Source organism: Bradyrhizobium aeschynomenes, assembly GCF_013178945.1.
In the GTDB taxonomy this organism is placed as follows: Bacteria; Pseudomonadota; Alphaproteobacteria; order Rhizobiales; family Xanthobacteraceae; genus Bradyrhizobium; species Bradyrhizobium aeschynomenes.
In genome coordinates this window covers 206,911-228,830 of sequence record NZ_JABFDM010000006.1, presented here as the reverse complement: position 1 = coordinate 228,830, position 21,920 = coordinate 206,911, and the positions used below count along the sequence as shown (strand labels likewise).

At 65.3% G+C, this 21,920-nt stretch carries 14 protein-coding genes; 3 read left to right on the top strand and 11 right to left on the bottom strand.

Annotated elements, in window-relative coordinates; all coding sequences use genetic code 11:
• Nucleotides 1–128: 128 nt before the first annotated feature.
• Complete coding sequence (locus HL666_RS19215) at nucleotides 129–347, bottom strand: hypothetical protein (protein ID WP_008962685.1); 219 nt, start codon at nucleotides 345–347, stop codon at nucleotides 129–131.
• 483 nt (nucleotides 348–830) lie between these two features.
• Here HL666_RS19215 and cysK point away from each other — a divergent pair, with 483 nt between their 5' ends.
• On the top strand, nucleotides 831–1,799 hold the full coding sequence (cysK, locus tag HL666_RS19210) for a cysteine synthase A (protein ID WP_172108667.1): 969 nt from the start codon (nucleotides 831–833) through the stop codon (nucleotides 1,797–1,799).
• Nucleotides 1,800–1,801: 2 nt separating this feature from the next.
• On the top strand, nucleotides 1,802–2,041 hold the full coding sequence (locus HL666_RS19205; protein WP_172108669.1) for a BrnA antitoxin family protein: 240 nt from the start codon (nucleotides 1,802–1,804) through the stop codon (nucleotides 2,039–2,041).
• Between the two features lie 149 nt (nucleotides 2,042–2,190).
• On the opposite strand, the gene HL666_RS19200 is transcribed toward HL666_RS19205, so the two are convergent.
• The 3 genes from HL666_RS19200 to HL666_RS19190 form a co-directional block, all read right to left on the bottom strand.
• Nucleotides 2,191–3,615 carry a caspase family protein gene (locus tag HL666_RS19200; RefSeq protein WP_172182979.1) on the bottom strand — a complete coding sequence of 475 codons (1,425 nt, stop codon included), beginning with the start codon at nucleotides 3,613–3,615 and terminating at the stop codon, nucleotides 2,191–2,193.
• A 180-nt stretch (nucleotides 3,616–3,795) separates the two neighbouring features.
• Nucleotides 3,796–5,256 carry a caspase family protein gene (locus tag HL666_RS19195; RefSeq protein WP_172182977.1) on the bottom strand — a complete coding sequence of 487 codons (1,461 nt, stop codon included), beginning with the start codon at nucleotides 5,254–5,256 and terminating at the stop codon, nucleotides 3,796–3,798.
• Nucleotides 5,257–5,466: 210 nt separating this feature from the next.
• A complete protein-coding gene (locus HL666_RS19190) occupies nucleotides 5,467–6,357 on the bottom strand; it encodes a DMT family transporter (RefSeq protein WP_172182975.1) in 891 nt (296 codons plus the stop codon).
• A gap of 198 nt (nucleotides 6,358–6,555) precedes the next feature.
• Between HL666_RS19190 and HL666_RS19185 the strand changes: the two genes are divergently transcribed.
• Nucleotides 6,556–6,783: a hypothetical protein gene (locus HL666_RS19185; RefSeq protein ID WP_172133146.1), complete on the top strand. Its 228-nt coding sequence runs from the start codon at nucleotides 6,556–6,558 to the stop codon at nucleotides 6,781–6,783.
• A gap of 6 nt (nucleotides 6,784–6,789) precedes the next feature.
• Here the strand turns inward: HL666_RS19185 and HL666_RS19180 are convergent, their stop codons facing one another.
• The 7 genes from HL666_RS19180 to HL666_RS19150 form a co-directional block, all read right to left on the bottom strand.
• Entirely contained in the window at nucleotides 6,790–7,224 is a 435-nt protein-coding gene (locus tag HL666_RS19180; RefSeq protein WP_172108679.1) for a hypothetical protein, read from the bottom strand.
• A 55-nt stretch (nucleotides 7,225–7,279) separates the two neighbouring features.
• Nucleotides 7,280–7,630 carry a hypothetical protein gene (locus tag HL666_RS19175; protein WP_172108681.1) on the bottom strand — a complete coding sequence of 117 codons (351 nt, stop codon included), beginning with the start codon at nucleotides 7,628–7,630 and terminating at the stop codon, nucleotides 7,280–7,282.
• Between the two features lie 305 nt (nucleotides 7,631–7,935).
• Complete coding sequence (locus tag HL666_RS19170) at nucleotides 7,936–8,529, bottom strand: formyltransferase family protein (RefSeq protein ID WP_172182973.1); 594 nt, start codon at nucleotides 8,527–8,529, stop codon at nucleotides 7,936–7,938.
• Between the two features lie 634 nt (nucleotides 8,530–9,163).
• Nucleotides 9,164–13,396, bottom strand: a complete 4,233-nt coding sequence (locus HL666_RS19165) for a tetratricopeptide repeat-containing sulfotransferase family protein (protein ID WP_172182971.1) — start codon at nucleotides 13,394–13,396, stop codon at nucleotides 9,164–9,166.
• 227 nt (nucleotides 13,397–13,623) lie between these two features.
• Nucleotides 13,624–15,402, bottom strand: coding sequence for a hypothetical protein (locus HL666_RS19160; protein ID WP_172108687.1), 1,779 nt, complete (start codon nucleotides 15,400–15,402; stop codon nucleotides 13,624–13,626).
• Between the two features lie 573 nt (nucleotides 15,403–15,975).
• Nucleotides 15,976–19,275 carry a beta strand repeat-containing protein gene (locus HL666_RS19155; protein WP_172133143.1) on the bottom strand — a complete coding sequence of 1,100 codons (3,300 nt, stop codon included), beginning with the start codon at nucleotides 19,273–19,275 and terminating at the stop codon, nucleotides 15,976–15,978.
• 514 nt (nucleotides 19,276–19,789) lie between these two features.
• Nucleotides 19,790–21,790, bottom strand: coding sequence for an autotransporter strand-loop-strand O-heptosyltransferase (locus HL666_RS19150; protein WP_246741570.1), 2,001 nt, complete (start codon nucleotides 21,788–21,790; stop codon nucleotides 19,790–19,792).
• Between the last annotated feature and the right edge of the window lie 130 nt (nucleotides 21,791–21,920).

Here is a 21,920-nt window from a genome sequence, read left to right as displayed (position 1 = left end):
GGGGCCCGCTCAGTACGCCTCTTGGCATCAGATGGGCTGGATGGACCTGGCAGACCGCCGCCTCGGGGACTCATCACGGCGTGACGGCTGGGGCGTCACGCCATGGAACGCTTTGGCCGCGATGCCGTTCAGTTGCAGACGAAGCGGCTCTTCACGGAATGCTTGGTGACGAAGCCGTAGCCGCAGGTGTCGCAGGTCCAGAGATAGCTGATCGCATTGTCGGCCAGGTACGCCGATGCCTCCGCAGCTATCATGGAGTCGGCGCAGACCGGACAGGTCGGTAGATCACAGCCGCGCGGATCCGGACGGGGGGATGCGGTCGACATGAGATCAGCGAGTGCTGACATAGGGACCTCCTGGGCGATCTCTTTGTTGGTGATCTCTGCTTGAACGACGTCAATTTCGAACGGTGCAATTTCGAACGAGTCTGTTTCCGACGAGTCCAACTTTCGCGGATATCGAGTCCGTCACACAAAGAGTTTGTCTGGATGGTCTGTTCTTATGTGGTCTGTTCGTAGGCGGTTCATTCTACGGCGGCGATGTCGATCGCTGGGAACATCCTGCTTGTATCATTCCGAAGATGACATTTTGCTGATGCCCGCTCGGGCCGCGATCGACGCCGAACCGTGAATCTCCGTCCGAACATACACTGGGTGTGTTGACCTTGTCGCAACACAAATGCGTTGGTTTTTCGCAATTTAGCGACGACTTGTTGTGCGCCGCGGTCATCTTGCGATCGCGCAAACGTGCTTGCGCAGCGCAACAGGCTCGCTGAAGATGGCGAGGACCATGGTCAACGTCGCGCCGGAAGCGCGCAAAGGAGTGATTTGATGGAGTCGTCAGCTGCGACACAGCGTCCCGGACGCGGACGCGTATTTGATTCAATTGTCGAGGCGTTCGGCAACACGCCGATTGTGCGACTGCGAAAACTACCGGAGCAGCACGGCGTGAAGGCGACCATTCTCGCCAAGCTGGAATACTTCAATCCTGCGGCAAGCGTGAAGGATCGCATCGGTGTGGGCATGATCCTGGCGATGGAGCAGGCCGGGGTGCTGAAGCCGGATACCGTGCTGATCGAGCCGACCTCCGGCAATACCGGCATTGCGCTCGCCTTCGTGGCGGCGGCGCGCGGCTACAAGCTGAAGCTGGTGATGCCCGAGTCGATGTCGGTCGAACGGCGCAAGATGCTCGCCTTCCTCGGCGCGGAGATCGTGCTCACGCCGGCGTCGCAGGGCATGAAGGGCGCGATCGCGACCGCCGAGGAGCTGCTGCGAACCACACCGAACTCGGTGATGCCGCAGCAGTTCAAGAACCTCGCCAATCCCGACATCCATCGCCGTACCACGGCTGAGGAGATCTGGAACGACACCGCCGGCAATATCGACGTGTTCGTCGCCGGCGTCGGGACCGGCGGCACGATCACAGGCGTCGGTCAGGTGCTGAAATCACGCAAGCCTGGTCTCAAGGTGGTGGCGGTAGAGCCGGAGGAGAGCCCGGTGCTGTCGGGCGGCCAGCACTCGCCGCACAAGATCCAGGGCATCGGCGCGGGCTTCGTGCCCGATATTCTCGACCGCTCGGTCATCGATGAGATCGTCAAGATCAACAGCACGACCGCGATCGAGACCTCGCGGGCGCTGGCGCGCAACGAGGGCATCCCCGGCGGCATCTCGTCGGGCGCTGCGATCGCGGCGGCGATCGAGCTCGGCAAGCGGCCGGAGAACGCCGGCAAGACGATCCTGGCGATCGTACCGTCGTTCTCCGAGCGCTATCTGTCCACGGCGCTGTTCGAGGGGATCTGATCATGGCCGACCAGCCGCGGCGTCCACGGACCCTGGCCGACGCCCGCACCGAGGCCGAGGCCGCGTTCAAGAAGGTGACCACCAAGCCGGTGGAGGCGCCGCCGAAGAAGGCGGCGGTCCCCGGTGTCCGCGAGCAGGTGACTTTGCGGATCGACCAGGACGTGCTCGAGCACTTTCAGTCCGAAGGGCCGGGGTGGCAGGAGCGAATGAATGCGGCCTTGCGCAAGGCCGCCGGGCTCTGAGCGAGATTGAAGCGAGGAAGCGGCGGACGTGTCTCCGCCGCTTCAGGGGCTGCGCGGGACATCGCTACTGGCGTGCTCTCTCGGCGGCGCTCTCTCGGCAGCGCCTGTTTTGGCAGCGACTGTCTTGCTGATTCGTCTGGGCCGACCGCTCAGCGCCGGAACGCGCCGCCGAGCATGCCGCCCATCACGCCGCCAATGAAGGCCGCGCCGGCATCCGGGCCGCCGCCGCGGTGATAGCCGCCGCCACCGCCGCCGCTGCGCTGGGCCCGGCGCGCCGGACGTTCTTCATCAGTCGCGCTGGCCGTTGCAGCGGCCGGGACGATCTCGGCGAGCAGGGCCTTGTGCTGCAGCTTCGTGAGATAGCCGCTCGACGGATAGCCGCGCGCGGCCTGCCAGCGCTTGAGCACCGCGCGCGTCGGCTCGTCGAACTTGCCGGTGGCCTTGGTGTCGAAGCCGAGACCCGTGAGGCGGCGCTGCACGTCGCGGCGCAGGCCCTTGTCGAGGCCGATCTGATCCTCGGTGACCTGCGTGCCCTGCTCGGTGAACGTGGCGGGGTCGATGCCGGTGGTCAGGTTGCGCGTGGTGGTCGAGGAGGGAGCATTCTCCAGTGAGGCCACCCGCGCCAGCGCCAGCGACCTGAACTGACCGTTCGGATAGTTGGTCAGATAGGCTTTCAGCTCCTCGGCCTTGTTGGTGTCCTTTACCGAGCGCCAGAATTCCAGCTCGACGTCGTTCGCCGGCTGCAGGGTGGTGACGGCCGCCGGGACAGTGCCGGCCGCAGCGACGCTGCCGGCCGCGGGATTGAGATAGACGGCGCCGATCAGGTTGGTATGACCCCAGGGCAGCTGGCCCTTGGCGGTCTCCTCGTTCACCTGGGCGCGGACCTGGGTCATCGCCTGCTGGATCTCGAGGCCCGGCTGGGTGATGTGTGCGATCAGGGCGCGGGTGAACGGGCTGTTGGTGCCGGCCTCGCCGTCGAGCGCGGTCTGGCCCGGGCCGGTGGCGAACGCGATCAGGGTGCCTTCGCCGGACTTCATCTCGGCAAGGCCGGTCTGCACCGAGACGCTGCGCGTCGACGCAGCGGACCTGATCTTGGCGACGAACGGGTTGTCGCGGCAGGCATCGAGGAACACCAGCTTGACCTTGGCATCGCCCAGCGTCTGGTCGAGCGTGACGTCGACATTGATCGCGGCGCCCAGCTTGGCGTCCATCTCGGACTTGATGTCGGCATCGACGGGTAGCAGGTAGTTTGTGCCGGAGATCGCGATGCCATGGCCGGCATAGTAGAACAGGGCGACGTCGGCGCCCTGGCTGCGGCGGCCGAACTCGAGCAGCTTCTCGGTCATCTGCTCGCGATTCAGATTGGTGCCCTCGACGACGTCGAAGCCGACATTGCGCAAGGTGACCGCCATGGCCTTGGCATCGACCGGCGGATTGGGCAGCTGGGCCACGTTCTTGTACGCGCCGTTGCCGACCACGAAGGCGACGCGCCGGTCGGCCCGGGCGGCGTCGACGCCGAGCGCTGACACGACGAGCGACAACACCACCGCCGCTATGAGGCTGATCCCCCGCATCTGAAATCCCCCAGGCCAAAGCATGATGGACGACTGAAATCCGCCGTCATGTCTACACCAAAAAGCCGTGATTTGCCCAAGCCAAATCGATGGTTGCAGCGCAGGTGGTCGCGCCCACGAGACAGCAAAAAGCCCGTGCCGATCACGGCACGGGCTCGCCCATGTCAGGGATGCTGCAGCTTACCGGCGCAGGGCACTGCCGAGCACGCCGCCCATCATGCCGCCGATGAAGGCGGCTCCGGCAGCGTTGCCCGCGTTATCCTGCGGCGGCGGGTTGCGATAGACCGGCGCACCCTGGGGCGGCGGGCCGCCGGCGGCAACATTGCCGGCCGGCTTGGCGCGGCGGGGCTTGGCCTCGTCACCGACCGCGGCAGTCGCGGGCGCCGGCTGCGGCTCGGCGAGCAAAGCCTTGTGCTGCAGCTTGGTCAGGAAGCCGGTCGAGGGGTAGCCGCGCGCGGCCTGCCAGCGCTTCATCACGCCACGGGTCTCGTCGTCGAACACGCCGGTCATCTTGGTATCGAAGCCGAGACCGGTCAGGCGGCGCTGCACGTCGCGACGCTTGGTCTTGTCGAGGCCGATCTGATCCTCGCTGACCTGGGTGCCTTCCTCGGTGAAGGTCGCGGGGTCCACGCCCTTGGCGACGTTGCGGGTCGCGGTGTTGATGGCGCCGCTCTCGATCGAGGCGATACGCGCCATCGCCAGCGATTTGAACTGTCCGTTCGGATAGGTCGAGAGGTAGGCGTTGAGCTCCTCGGGCTTGTTGGAGTCCTTCACCGAGCGCCAGAACTCGAGCTCGGCCTCGGCAGCGGTCGGGCTCGCTGCGGCAGCAACCGGCGTGGTTCCGGCCGTGGCGGCCGTCGCAGCAGGTGCTGCGGCCGGATTGAGATAGACCGCGCCGATCAGGTTGGTGTGGCCCCAGGGCAGCTGGCCCTTGCTGGTCTCCTCGTTGACCTGCGCGCGTACCGAGGTCATGGCCTGCTGGATCTCGACGCCGGGCTGAGCGATGTGCGAGATCAGCGCGCGCGTGAACGGGCTGTTGCCGCCGGCGTCTCCGTCGAGCGCCGTCTGGCCGGGCCCCGTCGCGAACGCGATCAGCGTGCCTTCGCCCGATTTCATCTCGGCGAGACCCGTCTGCACCGACACGCTGCGCGTCGGTGAGTTCGACTTGATCTTGGCTGCGAACGGATTGTCACGGCAGGCGTCGAGGAACACCAGCTTGACCTTGGCATCGCCCATGGTCTGGTCGAGCGTCACGTCGATGTTGATCGCCGAGCCGAGCTTGACGTCCATCTCCGATTTCAGGTCGGCATCGACCGGCAGCAGATAGTTGGTGCCGGCGATCGCGATACCGTGGCCGGCGTAATAGAACACCGCAATGTCGGCGCCCTGCGCCTTGCGACCGAAGTCGAGCAGCTTCTCGGTCATCCTGTCGCGTGTGAGGTTGGTGCCTTCGACGACGTCGAAGCCGACATTGCGCAGGGTGGCCGCCATGGCCTTGGCGTCGACCGGCGGGTTTGGCAATTGAGCCACGCTCTTGTAGGCGCCGTTGCCGACGACGAAGGCGACGCGACGGTCCGCCTTGGCGGCCCCGGCCGTCAGCGCCATGCAGAGCAGCGACAAGGTGATGGTGAGAAAGCGCATCAGGAGATCCCCTAACGATCCAGCGAAGCGATCACTGCAGCATTTGTCGCCGTTCGAGCCGAAAAGTCTTGTTCCCAAACAAAAAATCTCGCTTTCGCCACAAAGCAGATCGCGAGTGTTGCGCGCAGCCAACGCCGAACACGTGTATCTCACCGGTTCCGTGAGAGACATCACAGACATTCAGCCGTGCACGACGCTGAATACCTTGGATCAGCTTTGCGTCGGGGTGTTGACCGGCACGGGTTGAGGCTGCGGTGGCCGGAGGTTCAACAGGTTCCCGGCCAGAATCAGCGCGGCGCCCAGCACCGTGAAACCGTCCAGGCGCTCCGAATACACCAGCCAGCCGACCGTCGCCGTCAGCGGCACGCGCAGGAAGTCCATCGGTATCACGATCGTGGCGTCGGCGTAGAGCATCGCGCGCGCCATGCAGAAGTGCGAGAAGGTACCGCAGAGCGCGACCAGGACGATCCATCCCCAGCCGGTCGCCGATGGCCAGCTCCACCATACCAGCGTGGGAATGAGGCCGGCAACCGACTGCACCGCCAGCATCCAGAAGATGATCGACACGGTCGGCTCGGTGCGGGTCAGGAACTTGACCAGCGCGATCGAGATGCCGAAGCCGACGGCGGCGGCCAGCGCAATCAGCTGGCCCGGATTGATCGCACCGGTATCGGGGCGCACGATCACCACCACGCCGACCAGTCCGAGCACGATCGCCGCCAGCTTGAACAGGGTGATCCGCTCGCCGAGGAAGGTCGCGGCGAGCAGGGCGGTCCAGATCGGCATGGTGAATTCGATCGCGACGACCTGACCGATCGGGATCAGCGTGAGTGCGAAGAACCAACCGAGCTGCGCGCCATAGTGGATCAGGTTGCGCGCGGCATGTTGCTTCAGCCGCGTCGTGCGCAGCGTTGCAAAGCCGCCGCTGAGGGCGATGACGGGCGACAGCATCACCAGGCCGATGAGGCAGCGCAGCTCCATCAGCTCGAAGACGTTGAGCTCGCGCATGGCTTCGCGCCCGGCCACCGCCATCACCAGCATGAGGCTGAGCCAGCCGGTCATCCACAGCGCGGCCATCAGTTTCGAAGCGGGACGATGCATGAGGCCGAATGGGGGGCGGGCAACACAGGCGAGAGCGGCTGTATCACCTCGCGTGCAGAGCAATGCAAATGAAATCAACGGTGCAGTGCATCAACGCCGCCGTGGAAGGCCGCGGACGATGCGCCGAGAAAAACATGGAGTGTGACGGCGTTTCGTCCTAAAGCGACCGCCGCGAAACAGCAAGGGCAGCTTTCACACATGACCGACCGTGCCGCCTCAGCCGACTTCCTGACCGCCTTCGCCACCGGCTGGCCGGAGCGCGAGCCTCACCTCATGGTGCTTTCGCTGACCACCCAAAAGGGTGTGCAGGATTTTGCCATGACCCGCGAGCAGGCGCTGCTGGTCGCCAAGACCATCAAGCGAACCGCAGCCCAACTGGCTCCGGCTCCGAGCGGCGGTCCGGTCCCCGGCGTCAAGCGCGCTTGAGCGCCGTCACCGCGACAGGGAGATGTTGGCTGCGCGGAACTGGCTGTCGGCGCGGATCGACACCGATTGCCGGTTGCCTCGGGTCGCCAGCGCGATGTTGGCGTTGAAGCCGGCCGTGGTTGCGACGAGCTGGAAGTTGCCGTTGCCGCCGCGTCCCTGCAGCACCCCGCTGATGCCGCGGCTGGTCTCGGTCCAGCTGCCTGAAATGGTGCCGCCTTCGGCAATGACGTCGGCCTGCAGACCGAATTTGTAGGCGTCGCTCGCACAGGTCAGGACCAGGTTCATCCTTGGTCCGGACACGCTGTAGCTTGCCCGGCAGCGGATGCGCTCGGTCGACCCGTCCTCGAGGGCAACGGTGCCGCTGCCGCCCCAGGTTCCGGCCATGCCGGTGAAGGGACCGGGATCGGCCCGCCCGGACGACGCTGTCAGGAGCGTCGACATCAAAACGGCGGCTACCGCGAGCCGCCGCCTGGACACGTTCAGACCGGGCCGGTCATTACATGCGGGATGCCTGCCAGCGTCCGCTGCAAGGAATCCCTGCCGACGCGCCGTTCCATTTTCCCGAGCCGGAATTGCCGTTGAGCTGACCATTCGCGAATGCGCCATTGATGGAGACCTTAACCAGGCCTTCGCGCCCAATCGAACCCGTGACATTGGCGCCGGCCGCAGAAACCTTACCGTCTGCGACGATCAGGGTCGAGCTAGCCGTAGGCTCGCAGCTGCCGCTGCTGGTGACGATGGTGACTTGCCACTGGCCGTCATAGGGCGACTGGGCGAAAGCCGGCGCGGCTGCGGTGCCGGCCAGGATCGACGCGGCGAATGCCATTCCAATGCGGTCGAGACGCATGAATCGTTGTCCCTCAATGTCTTTGATGACGAACCTTATTTGGAGAAATTGTGACGAAAGTTTGCCGCAATGCCGAAACTGGATTTTATCGAGCCGTTTCAGCCTGTTAAGGATTAATGCGGAACCCGCTCTTCAACCAACGGGGCGGCATTGTGGGCAAACTGCGCCTTCGCGCACAGCATGAGCAGACCGGGGCCACAGCCTTGCGTTGACTGCACGGTTGTTCGCAGCGACGGTTCGGAGCAGGGCGCATGCCGGCTCTCGGCCGCATGGATGGGCTTGCAGCGACCGACGCGGTTTGTCGCTCAATGCGGGACGATGCTCGGAGCCTTGGTGGCGAACTGCTCGTCCTGCGGCTTGGCGGGAATCGTGCCGGTCGCCTTGGCTGATTCGACGACATCACCGAGCAGCTTGAGGCCGAGCGGCGCCAGCGCGCGCTCCCACAATTCTCGGGCCGTCTCCCCCTTGCGGACGAAGCACCAATCCTGGGCGGCGATGGCGCCCGCGTCCATGCGCTCGGCCAAGTGATAGATGGTGCCGCCTGCGACCGGATCGCCTTCCTTGATCGTCCACTCCACGGCGGCGATACCCCGATGCCGCGGCAGCAGCGAGGGATGGTAGCCGATGCCGCCGAGCCTGGCGGCGGCGACCGCCTCCTGCGTGACGCGGGCGTGGCTGTGCGCCGTGACGATCAGATCCGTGCCGGGGGCGATCTCGCCGGCCGGAACCACCTTCGGATCGGCCTGGACCACGACCTCGATCCCGGCCGCGCGTGCCGCCGCCGCAAGCCGGTCCTCGCCATCGTGCACGACCACGCGCGCGATCTCGATTCCTCTCTCGCGCAACATGTTCAGCGTGGCGACACCGAAATGGCGGGAGCCGACGAGGGTGATACGCATGATCAGGGATCTTCCACGGTTGGGGCGGGCGGACGAAATCGGGTCAAACCAAGCCTTGGCGTCCAGGTCAAGCGCCGGCTGATCGTTCCTCACAACCCGGGGCGGCCCCGAATCGCCGCCAGAATGCGCGCCCGAGCGGGTTTCGCGCTCGCAAGACAGCAGATCTCGCCTTCGATGTCGGCGGCAGTTCGGCGAAAGGATCCCGACCGGCCGCGGCTGGTCGGCGGAAGTTCCTTGGCCGGTCGCGATGGCGCACCTGTTTCGGTTGCCGGTCGATCGCGTTGATGTCGGGCCGTGACATCTCGCGCCCTCAACTCGCCGGGGCCGCTCGAACTAATGAGCCGAACTACCAGTCTCATCTCTCGCGCGGATCAATCGCGGGCGCCGTAGTGCGATCTGACCGGTCTGCGAACGCAACTCGCGTGAACCTGAGCTGTGGAGATGGGCGCAACTTTCGATTGTGTAATTAGCTGTCCCACGTGCGTAGTAAAACTGACGCCTTGGCATATGACGAATATAATTTCTTAAAGCCGATCGCGCACAATGTGCATGCCGCTCCGCCGCGCGGCCGGATAGCCGGGTGCCGCGCCTGTCACCGATCCCTGGGCAACAGCACCCGGTTATTTGCCGGCGGTCAGGTCGCTTCCGCCGGCTGCGGCGGGACCTCGATCCCGAGCGCCTCGCACAATGGCCCGAGATGCTTCTCGTAGCGCCGCCAGCTTCCGATCGAGCGGCGGTAGATCGGCTCGCGCACCTGCATCAGGCTGGCGGTGCGCACCGTGCGCTCGGTGCGATGGAAGTCGAGGCAGGCATCCTCCCAGTCGAGGCCGCAATGGTCGAGCACGCGGCGTGAGACGCCTTCGAGATCATCGACCAGATCCTCATACTGGACGTCCATCAGGATGCCGGGCGGCAGCACCTTGTGCCAATGCTCCATCACGCCCTCATAGCCGCGGTAGTACTGGCCGAGCTCGGTGAGGTCGTAGGCGAAGGGCTGGGCTCCGGTGAACAGCAGCTGATAGCAGGACACGCAATTGTCGAGCGGGTCGCGCCTGGTATTGATGATCCTGGCGCGCGGGAACGCGGCGTGGATCAGTCCGACGAACAGGAAATTCAGCGGCATTTTGTCGACGATGCGCTCGGCCGTGGGCGCCAGGGGCCGCACGCGGGTCGTGTAGTCCTGTCCGAGCCTGGTCATCTCCTCGGGCGGCAGCAGCGCAACCAGATCGGGATAGGCGGGAACGAGCTTCTGCCGGCTGGCGGATTCTCCGACCAGTTCCTTGAACGTCTCGAGCTCGCCCGCGCCAAAGACCTTGGAATGGCTGGCCAGCACCTGCTCCATCAGTGTCGTTCCGGAGCGCGGCATGCCGACGATGAAGATGGGAGCCCAGGACTCGTCGCCTTGGCCTGCCACCGAGCGGAAGAACTCCGGCGTGAAACGGCTGGCGACGTTGCGCATCATGCCGAGCCGCTGCTCATGGTCGTAGTCCATGCTCTTGCGCTTGAGCGTATTGGCCTTGTGCAGATGCGAGAAGGATCCGTCGTAGTCCTTCAGATCGGACAGCGCCTTGCCCATCGCGAAATGCGCGGCGATCTGCTTCTCCTGGTCGAGCTGATCGGCGCGTTCGAGCAGCCGCTGCAGGCTCGGCAGCCGGCTGTCGTCCGGCTTGAACTTCGACATGTTCGCGAGATTGAGGTGGATCGACGCGTCGTCCGGAGCCAGCCCCAGCGCCTTCTGGAAGGCTGCGGTCGCCTCCTCGAAACGGCCGAGCGCCTGATAGGCGACGCCGAGATTGTTGTAGGAGCCGAAGCGCTCCGGCTTGATCTTGATGGCCAGGAGGTTCTGTTCGATCGATTCCTCGAGCCTGTTGAGCTCGAGATAGGCATTGCCGAGGTTGCCGTAGGCGTCGGCATAGTCCGGCCGGCTCGCAATCGCCCGCTTGTAGTGCTCGATGGCGCGTTCGCGGTGGCCCTGGCGCAGCAGCACGTTGGCGATGTTATTGTGGGTCTCGGCGTGCTCCGGGCTGAAGTCGAGGACCTTCAAGTAGCAGCGTGCCGCCTCGATGTCCTTGCCGGCCGTATACAGCAGATTGCCGAGCGCGAAATGCGCGTCGAGATGCTGCGGCTTGTTGTCGATCGCCCGCCTGAGGAGAGCTATCGCCTCGTCGATCAGCCCCTGGTTCTGCCGGACCATCGCGAAGGCGTAGAGGATGCCGGGATGGCTCGGCGCCAGCGCGAGCGCGGCCTCGTAATGCTGCACTGCGATCTCATAGCGGCCTGCCGAGGCCTCGACGGCGCCGATGCTGCCACGGGCCTCGGCGGATTTGTCGTTCACCGCCACCGCGCGTTCGAAGTAGTCCTTGGCCTCATCGAGCCGGTTGGCCGTGGTCGAGATCATTCCGAGGCCGACGAGGGCGTCGAAATTGGTCGGCTGGCCGGCCAGGATGAGCTTGAAGATCTGCTCGGCATCGCCGAATTCGCCGCGGCTCTGCAGCTTCTTGGCGACGGCGACCACGCCGTCGGCCAGCGTCTGAAGCGACGCCAGCCGCGTGGCGTCGAACGGGCGCGAGTCCGTCGTCGGCGTGACCACCGGTGGGGCGACGTTGGCGGGCTGCGGCTGCCTCATGCCGGCGATGGCCTCGGCAATCGTCGGCCGCAGCGCCTCGGTGCCGAGCGCATCGAGTAGCGGCTTCAGCCGGTCGCCATACATCCGCCAGCGGCCGACCGAGCCGGAGAACAGCGGCTTGCGGACCTGGACCAAGCTTGCGGTGTTCACCGGACGCCCGTTCTCGTGAAACGCCAGGCAGGCGTCATCCCAGTCGAGCCCGCAATGCGCGACGATCTTGCGGGCATGTGCGTCGAAGTCGCGCACCATGTCCTCGTAGGTCACCTCGAGCATGACGCCCTCCGGCAGCACCGCGCGCCAATGGCTCATTAGCGCATCGTAGGCCCGGTAGTAGCGGCCGAGCTCGCCGAGGTCGTAGGCGAAGGGCTGCGGCTCGGCGAACAGCTGGGTGTAGCAGGACAGGCAGGTGTCGATCGGATTGCGCTTGACGTGAATGATGTGTGCATTCGGCAGCGCCAGATGGATGAGCCCTGCGAACAGGAAGTTCGACGGCATCTTGTCGACGACGCGCCGGCTGCCGGCCGGCAGGCTCGTGAACCGCTCCTGATAGGCGCGTGCGAGGCTCGCGATATCGGCATCGGACAGTTTGGCGAGCATCTCCGGGTAGTCGCCGCGGGCACGGTCGGTGAACAGCCCGGCAGCCGCTGCGAAGTAGTTGACCTCGCCTGCGCCATGCACGGCCGGATGGCTGGCCAGGAGCTGCTCGACCAGGCTGGTTCCTGAACGCGGCATGCCGATCACGAAGACGGGCGCGTCCGACGGATCGCCGTGACCGGCACGCGCCTGCAGCATGGCCTTGGAGAATACCGCGCGAACGCGCTCGATCTGGCGCAGCGCCTGGTTCTCGTCATAGTTGATGCGGCGGCGCTCGAGGCTGTTGCCGGCGTTGAGATGCAGCAGCGACCGTTCACCGTCCTTGACGTCGGCATAGGCGCGCCCCAACGTGAAATGCAGGGCGATGCGAGCGTCCTCGGTGAGTGTCTCTGCGCTTGCGGCCAGCTCCTGCAGCGGCGCCCAGCGGGCATCGTCGACCGCGAACGGCTTGACCACGCTGTAATTGAGGTGAGTGCCGATGCTGCGCGGGTTGACTGCCAGGGCAGATTCATAGGCGCGTCCCGCTTCATCGAGCCGGCCCACGATCGTCAGGACGCCGGCGAGATGGTTCATGGTCGTCGTGTCGCGGGGATCGTGCGCAAGAGCGGCCTGATACCCGGCGATCGCCTCGTCATATCGCTGCACGTTCCGCAGCGAGTCGGCGCGATTGCGGTGGGCGATGGCGTAGTCGGGCCGCAGCCGCAGCGCCTCGTCGTAGTGGGAGAGGGCCTCTTCGTGCCGGCCCGACGATTCCAGCGCATTGGCGAGATTGTTATGCGCTTCCGGGAAGTCCGGCCGCTCGGTGACGGCGCGCTCGTAGTGGAAGATCGCGCCCGGCCAGCTCTTCATGTCGAGATGGATATTGCCGAGATTATAGTGCGCCTCGGCGAGATGAGGACTCAATGCGAGCGCCTGCTGCAGGCTACGAATGGCGGCGCTCGTTTCGCCCATCGCCTGATGACAGCCGCCGAGATTGAGCAGCACCGTCGGCACGTTGGGCTCGATGGCGAGCGCGCGAGTATAGTGCGCGATCGCTTCGGAATGGCGGCCGAGCTGCCGGCAGGCATCACCGAGGCTGCTGGCTGCTGCGGCAAATTGCGGCCTCGCCGCAAGCGCCGCCTCATGATGCGAGATCGCCCTCTCGAACTGGCCGAGCCGTTGCAGGGCGAGGCCGAGCGCCTGGTGGAGATCCGGGTTCGTGCCGTCGATGGCAAGCGCGGCTTCGAGGTGCCGGACGGCTGCTGCGGGATCTCCGAGGCCGTACAGTGCGCCGCCCAGCAGCAGGCGGGGTTCGATCGAGGACTCATCGAGCGCGGCGGCACGCGCGAAATGCGATGTCGCCTTGGCCAGATCGCCCAGGCCGGCGAACGCCTTTCCGAGCATCACGTGCAGGTCTGCCGAGTCGCCGGCGGTGTCGGCGGCTCGGTCCAGCAGGGTTCGTGCCTCCTGCGCGTCACCGAGTTGCAGGCGGACGGTCGCAAGGCTGCACAGGGTGCGGAAATGCTTGGGCTGAAGAGCAAGCACCTTGCGATAGGCCTCCTCGGCAACCTGCAGAGCGCGACCATCGATCGGGGACGGCAGTGGTGCGCCGGAGTTGATCGATGCGGAGACGAGTCGGGGACGGAAGGCGAGTGCTGGCTCGTTCATGATCACAACTTACTGATTGTTCGACGGAAGCAGTTGTCGTGGCGGAATGAAGCGAAACGGAGGCTTGGTGGGGCGTCGGTCCCGATCGGTCGGAGCTCTTTCGCGATCACGTGACGCCTGGAGTTGCGAGGGTCTTTCGCGCAATCGCCGGCTCCCGCCGGGAAACAACGAAGCCGGCGCAGACCGAAGGGTCTGCACCGGCTTTGATTGCTCGTGGTGTTGGAGCGTCAGCCCCACATATGATGCATCGCGTGGTGATGCGACATGTCGGGAAGCGTGGTGGCCGCGGCTGCCGTGCCCGCCGCTGCAGCAGCAGCCGTGCCTGCCGTCGCCGCGGTCGCCGTGTGGTGGCTGTTGTGGCAGTGGTGGTGATGCGTCGTGTTGGTGTTCGTTCCGCCCCCGGTGGTCGGGGCCGGTGTGGTGGGTGCCGGCGTCGTCGGGGCAGGGGTGGTTGGGGCAGGGGTGGTCGGGGCGGGTGTCGTCGGCGCCGGCGTGGTCGGGGCGGCGGCCGCTCCGCCGGTGCCGTTGGCGATGTTCGGATTGGCGCCGGCGGGCATACCGGTGCCCTGGGCGATGCCATTGACCGCAGTCGCCGTCACGAAGCTCGTCGCTGACGTCACGTAGTCCGAGCCGCCGATCGCGATGTTGTTGCCCGCAATGTCTCCGGCATTGCCGATGTAGTTCGCGGCCGCAGCCTTCAACATCGCCTGATCCGTCGCCAGGGCCGCGCCCGTGTCGCCGTTCATGATTCCCATCAGCGCCTTCGTGGCCATGGTGGTGTCGGACTGCAGCGCTCCGGCGACGAGCTCGTCGTCGAACCGTCCCTTGAACACCGCCCCCTGCGCCATATCGAAGGCGGCGCCGAAGTTCTGATAGTTCGTGATCTGGTCGATCAGGGCCTGCGATGCCGTCATCGTTCCGTTGGCGACCGCAACCAGCTTCGCACCAAGCGTGTTACCCTCGGCGAGGAAGTTGGCCCAGAAATTGGTCTGCGCCTGATTGTCCTGGAACCTCGTGACGGTTCCGGTCAGGCCGCCCGGCATTTCGGAGAACCCGCCAATGTGACCGGGCGCGCCGGTGCCGCCCGCCGCCTTGTTGAGCGCCTCGTCGTTCTGAAACACGTCGATCATGTCGACGATATTGTCGGCCGAGCCGCGCAGCGCCGTCGGATTGGCCATCGTCTCGGCGACATTGTAGTTGTTCAGCTGCAGGTTGGCCTGGCTGAGGATCGTCATCAGGTGAAGCGTCGTCGTCTGCGCGGCGACAGACGTCTCACCGGCTTCAATCGCGGCGAGCTTCGCCGGGTCATTCAGGATGTTTTGCAGACCCTGCGTGATGGCCGTGAAGTCAGCCTGGATCTGGTTGATGTTGTTGGCGCTCATGCCGCCCAGCGAGAGGTCGGCGACGGCATTGAACACCGTTCCGATGGCGGTCAGGTCGCCCGTTGCGGCTGCAGCAAGATTGGTGGCGCTGTCGTTGCCGGCAGGAAGAGTCTGGAACGCCACGTCCATGGCACCCGTGTTGGCCAGGAAGGGAACGTTGTTGAGCGCGGCAGAAAGATGTGCGTCACCCTGGATCTGCGACAGGATCTGCATCTGCACGTTGTGAAGGGTCTGGTCGGCCTCGGCGAGTGTCGCTGGATTGGCCGTGAGCGGCGCCGTGTTGATCAGTGTCGTGATCTCGTTCGACACTTGCGTAAGCACCGCGGTGTCGGTGGCGTTGAGCGTGAACGACTGGCCGCCAACCGTGACCTGCCCGGGATTGGCCAGCATCGCGTTGATGTCATTCTGCACGGCATGCAAATCGGTGGTGTAGCTGCCGAGGAACGGGTTGGAGTTGCCGCTGTTCTGCGGCGTTGAGAACAGGCCGGCCGAAATACGGACCGCGTCGTTGAACACGACGCCGGCCTGTACGAGGTCGGTCGACAGATTGAGCGCCGAGGCGCGAACCAGCAGGTTGGACGTGCCATTCGCCAGCGCCGTCGGGTTGAAGGTATTGGCTGCCATCAGATCATCTCCCCAAGTTTCAACCCGGCGTCTGCTGCTTGGCGGTTCGGCAGCACGCGGGCGTTGATCGGGCTGCGATGTCTCGTTCACCCCTTCGCGGAGCGGGCGAAATGTCGCAGCCTCAGAGCACCTGGGAATTATTTGCTCCAATGGGGCCAAAAGAAGCGCCGCAGAGTCCCCAAATATGATGTTGTTCGGGCACGCGCTCAGTGTCGCAGGCGCGTCACGGCAACGCTTGGAAACATTCTAACTCCTTGATTTCCGTCGTGGCATCTCTGCAACGTTCTCATCGGGCGACGCTTCGACGCACCGTCCAGACAAGAAGTTGCCCCGATCTTGCGACTGTCGTCCCGGCTCTCCTTAGAAAAGTTCCAACGTGACGTGCGCACTCAGCGCGGAATGGAACATGCATCTTCGCGAATCTTGCGGGCTCCCTCGGACGCCTGTGGGTCGAACTTCCTCTGTGCGTTGGCGCTCGCTTTCCACCGGGAGCACCAGCGAGTGACAGGCTCGATCTGGTGCTTCCAGGGATGTCGTCGCCGCTTGCGGGTGCGGTTGATCCATCCGGCTGCGTCAGGCCCACATGTGATGCATCGCGTGGAGATGCGACATGTCGGGACCGACAGCTGCGGCCTGGCTCGTATGCGTGGCCTGGCTGAGGTGGTCGTGATGGTGATGATGATCGCCGTGGTGCGCGTTGTTGCTGCCGTTGTTTGCCGTGGTGGTGCCCGTCGATGTGCCGCCGGTCTGTCCCGCAGTTGCGCCGGTAGACGTGCCTCCGTTCGCTGCCGTTCCACCGGCAGCGCCGCCCGCCGCGGTCGTTCCTGCCGCCGCCGTGCCCCCGGTGCCGTTGGCGAGGTTCGGTGTGGCCGTGACCGGGATCGTGCCGTGCGCGGTACCCTTGATCGAGGTCGCTGCCGAGACCGTCGTTGCGGTCCCCACATAGGTGCCGCCATTGACGGGGATGTTGTTGCCTGACACGTCCATCGCGTCGGCCGCGAAGCCCTGGCCGGCCGCGGCGAGCATCGCCTTGTCAGCGGCGAGCGCAGCGCCCGTATCGCCGTTGAGGATGCCTTGCAGGCCCTTCACCGCAGCGGACGTATCGGCCTCCAGCGTGCCGCTGAGCAGCTCGTTGTCGAAGCGGCCCTGGAACACGGCGCCCTGCGCGGCGTCGAAATTGGCACCGAACTGCTGATAGTTCTGGATCTGCGTGATCAGCGCCGCGCTGGCCTGCGCCCCGCCGGTCGAGATCTTCTGCAGGGTCGCGTTGATGGTGTTGGCCTCGGCCAGGAACGCCGCCCAGAAGTTCGTCTGCGCCTGATTGTCCTGGAACTTGGTGACCGTGCCGGTCAATCCACCCGGATCCTCGGCGAAGCCGCCGGCATGGCCGGCATTGCCGTTGCCGCCTGCCGCCATGTTCAGGTTGGCGTCGCCCTGGATGATGTCGATGCTGTCGAGCAGGTTGTCGGCGGTGCCGCGCAGCGCCGCCTGATTGCCTGTGGTGGAGGCCTGATCATACTTCGTCAGCTGCAGGTTGACCTGCCCGAGCACGGTCTGCAGATGGATCGTGGTCAGCGCGGCTGCGTTCGCGGTCTCACCGGCCTCAATCTGCGCAAGCTGCGTCTTGTTGTTGAGGATCGCCGTGAGGCCCTGAGACACGGCCGTGAAGTCGGCGTTGATCTCCTGCAGATGCGCCGTGTCGATTCCGCCGGAGGCGAGCTCGACCGCCTTGTTGAACACCAGACCGACGTCCTTCAGGCTGTTGCCCGCAGTCGCCGCCGCGAGACTGGCGGGATCGTCGGCGCCGGCTGGCGATGTCTGGAAGGCGATGTCCTGCCCGCCGGTGTTGGCGAGGAAGGGCACGTTGTTCAAGGCGTTCGCCAGATGCGCGTCGTTGTGGATCTCACCGAGGATCTCCTGCTGGAGGGCGTGGATCGTCTGGCTGGCCGCGGCCTGCGTGGTCGCGTTGGCGAACTGGCCAGCGGCCTGCAGCAGCGTGCCCAGCTGTGCCTCGACATTGGTGAGGACCGCGGTGTCGGTCGCATTCAACGCGAAGGTCTGTCCGCCGAGCGTGACCTGGCCGGGATTGGCCAGCATCGCCGCGATGTCGGTCTGCACCGCCGTGATGTCGGCCTGGTAGCTGCTGAGGAAGGCCGGCGAGTTGCCGCTGCCCGCGAGGCTGAACAGGCCGAGCGAGGCGCGGACCGCGTCGTTGAACACGACGCCAGCCTGGACCAGGTCGGTCGAATGCTGAATGGCCGTCGCGCGCGTCAGCAGATTCGACGTGCCGTTGGCGAGCGCGGTCGGACTGAAATTGACGGGCGTCGTGTGCATTCCGCCCGTGCCGGTCCCGCCGCCGGTCGATGGCGGCGTGGTGGTCGTTCCGCCGGTCCCGTTGGCGATGTTGGGAGTTGCTGTCACAGGGATCGTGCCCTGCGCGAGGCCGTGGACCGATGTTGCCGTCGATACCGTCGTCGCCGAGCCGACATAGGTCGCGCCGCCGATCGCGATGTTGTTGCCGGACACGTCCATGGCGTCAGCCGCAAAGCCCTGGCCGGCCGCGGCGAGCATCGCCTTGTCGGCAGCCAGCGCCGCGCCGGTGTCGCCGTTGAGAATGCCCTGCAAGCCCTTCACTGCAGCCGCCGAGTCGGCTTCCAGCGTGCCGCTGAGCAGCTCATTGTCGAAGCGTCCGCGAAAGACGTTGCCCTGGGCCGCGTCGAAATTGGCACCGAACTGCTGATAGTTCTGAATCTGCGTGAGGAAAGCCGCGCTGGCCTGCGCGCCGCCGGTCGAAATCTTCTGGAGCGTGGCGTTGATCGTGTTGGCCTCGGCCAGGAATGCGGCCCAGAAATTGGTCTGCGCCTGATTGTCCTGAAACTTGGTGACGGTGCCGGTCAATCCGCCCGGATCCTCGGCGAAGCCGCCGGCATGGCCCGGCATGCCGTTGCCCCCGGCGGCCATGTTGAGATTGGCATCGCCCTGGATGATGTCGATGCTGTCGAGCAGATTGTCGGCCGTGCCGCGCAGCGCCGCCTGATTGCCGGTCGTCTCGGCCTTGGCATACTGATTGAGCTCGAGGTTGATCTGTCCGAGCACGGTCTGCAGATGAATCGTGGTCAGCGCAGCCGCGTTGGCCGTCTCGCCATTTTCGATCTGCGCGAGCTGGGTCTTGTTGTTCAGGATGTTGGTCAGGCCCTGCGAGATCGCGGTCAGGTCGGTCGTGACCTCCTGCAGGTTGCCGGTGTGGATTCCGCCGGACGCCAGTTCGACCACCTTGTTGAAAACGAGGCCCACGTCCTTGAGCGTGTTGCCTGCCGTCGCGGCGGCCAGGGTCGCCGCATCGTCGGCGCCGGCCGGCGAATTCTGGAAGGCGACGTCCTGGCCGCCGGTGTTGGCGAGGAAGTTCACCTTGTTCAGCGCGCCGGAGAGATGCGCGTCGCCATTGATCTCCTGCAGGATCTCTTGCTGGACCGCGTGCAGCGTCTGGTCTGCCGCGGAGATCGTGGCGGCGTTCGTGGTCTGCTGGGCGGCCGTGAGCAATGTCGAGATCTGAGCCTGCACGTTGGTGAGAACGGCGGTGTCGGTGGCGTTCAGCGTGAAGGCTTGGCCGCCGAGCGTCACCTGTCCAGCATTGGCAAGCATCGCCGCGATGTCGTTCTGCACCGCGTGCAGGTCGGTCGTATAGCTGCCCAGGAATGGATTGGAGTTGCCACTGCCGGCCTGCGTGAACAGGCCGAGTGATGCGCGAACCGCATCGTTGAACACCACACCGGCCTGGACGAGGTCGGTCGACATGTTGAGCGCTGAGGCGCGCACCAGCAGGTTCGACGTTCCGTTGGCCAGCGCCGTCGGATTGAAGGTGTTATTCGCCATGGATCATCTCTCCAAATTCATCCGACGCCCGATGGCCCCGATACGAGACTGGCTGGACGATACGGTCGGCATCGTCGTTGCTGAGGCCGTGTGCCGCGCGGCGTCATGGGCGCGAGGCATGCGCCGTTATGTCGCACTGTGCTATTTGGTCGCAGCAATCGGGCCAAAAGAGGCGTGTGGCCGTCCGCAAATCTGGTGATGTTGTGGCAAGGCACGTGTGTTGTCGTGCAGCCCGGACCAGCCGCCAAGTCCTTGAAGCATTGGGTCAAGGGCAAATGCTGGGTGCGTCAATCTGACGCCTTTTGCATCTTCCAGTCAAGATGTCGCCTGTATCTTGCCGGCGATGCCCCGGTTGCGAAGCCGTCAGGAAAGCGAGTGCGGCAGCGGCCGTCGCGTCGCGCTCACGTCCTGTTCGGCGTGAAGCCTGTTCGACGCGAAAGCGCGTTGCCTGTGCGACCGCACGAGCAGGTGGGGATGATGTCTATCGACGATACGATGCCGTCACGATGCCGTCTCACGACGGCGTGGGGGTCTTCCGCTGCGCCAACAAAGCGGTCCGGATCTTCTGCAGCAGGGTATTGTAGAGCTGATTCCAGGCCGGATCCTGCCCGTTCGAGTCGAGCCCGCGCTTGGTCAGGCCGAGGCTGACCCGGTAGACGGTCAGCGCGCCATCGATGTTGCCGAGAGGAACGAAGGCATCGCCCAGGCTCTGGTAGGACGTGGCGAGCGACTGCTGCAGTGACGAATCGTCTGGAGCGGTGTTGGCGAGTTGGGTGACCAGCGCCGCGTTGGAGCGGCGATGCTCGAAAGCTTCGGCATGGCGGCCCTGGGCCGCGAGCACGTCTGCGAGCAGCGCGTGGCACCAGGCGAGATCGCGCTGAAAGCCGAGATGGCCGCGATGGGCGGCGGTCAGCTTCTGGATGATGGCGAGGCCGGCGGAATAGGCGGCATATGCACCCGGAAGATTTCGCTGAACGAACAGCACGGCGCCGATCCGGTTCAACGCGACCGAGAGGTTGCGCTGAAAGCCGCCATTGTCCGGTTCGGCCTGGGTCAGGTGCCTGACGATGTCGATGCTCTGCCGGTAGTTCTGCATCGCGCTGATCAGATCGCCGGCCGTTGCGCTGCGGTCACCTTCTGCGATCTGAGCGGCGGCCTGGTCCAACAGCCGTCCTGCGGCGACCGTCACGCCAATTGCAAGGCCGCCACGGACAACGTCACCGCGCGGCCGAGCCAACAGCGCCGCGAGCGCGATCGGCTCGTCACCGCCGGCTGAAGCCGCCTGAGAGCCTGCTGCAAAAGCCGGATCGTCCGGCCGGGCCGGCGCGGCCTGCTGAGCGGCCGAGGCTTGCGGGCGCGTTTGCTGGCTCAATCCTTGTCCGAAGCCGGGGATGCTGCGCAAGATCGCCTCGACGTGCTCGGCCTTGATCAGGCGGGTGCATTCGAACTGCCGCGGCGTGCCCTTCCATCGCGGGCACCAGAGCGCGTCTTCATGATCGAAGCGATGACGCGCGTCATTCCAGCAGCTGTTGCAGGCGTGACGGTTGATGATGCGATAGGGCGTCGCGAATTCGTTGGAAGGATCGGTGAAGCCGCTGATCAGCACGACCGGCGTGCCGACGGCCCAGGCGAGCCACGACAGGCCGGAGGAGAGACCGATGAAGCACGCAGCGTGCCTCATCCAGCGGGCGCGCTCCGTAAGCGGACGGTCACCGGTCTGATCCTCAGCCTCCTCGGGAATTCGGGTCCGGTAGGCGCCACGACTGCTTTCCGCTTTCTGGTCAATGCAGATGACGCGGTAGCCGGCGGTCCTGAGGAAGGCGACGATGCTGTCCCAGCCATCCGGATTGTTCCAGTGCTTGCATTGAGTCGTCGCTTGTACCGCGATGCAGACATAGGGCTCCGCGATCGGACGGCTGTCCTCGCTGAGCGCGACGCGCGGCGGCCGTTCGGTGGGATCGACGCCGAGAATATGGGCTGCGACGCGATGCAGGCCGACCTCGCGGAAGTCGCAGGGATGATAGACCAGGTCGGCATCGTCGAAGAACAGGCCGACGGAGTAGGTGGCGTAATAGCGTTCCGCCTGGATCATTTCGTGGGTGACGAAGGTGATGTCAGGGTAGGCGCTGCGGAACAGCGGGATCAGCGCCTCGCCCATCGCGCAAGTGAGACGGCACTGATGCAGCGCCTTGAACTTCACTGCATAGCTCATCCAGCCGATGACGTCGCCGATCGTGCCGACGGGAAACTGGATCAGGACGTCGCGCCCGCTGGCGTCGTAGTCATGGCGCAGCAGAAGCTCGTCCTCCGACCAGACCTCGAGCCTGAACGGGATGAAATAGCGCTTGCTGCTGTTGACGTGCCCCGAACGCAGATCGATGTCGAACAGGACGTTGGCGGTTTCGAGATCGCTCAGACGGACGCGCCAGGCCGGCCCGTTGTCGGGCAGCATGACGCGGCAGCCGTCGTTGAAATCGAATCGAAGTCCCTGCGGCCCCTCTTGGGTCGGCACCATCGATGGCGGCGGCAGCCGAGGTCGGTCCAGGCGACCGGCCGCGTCTGTTCGTACGCCCGGTCGGGCGCCGGCTGACGGCATCGCAATTGTCGGCACCATCGTCGGATCCGAGGTGCGGGGAAAATTTGCA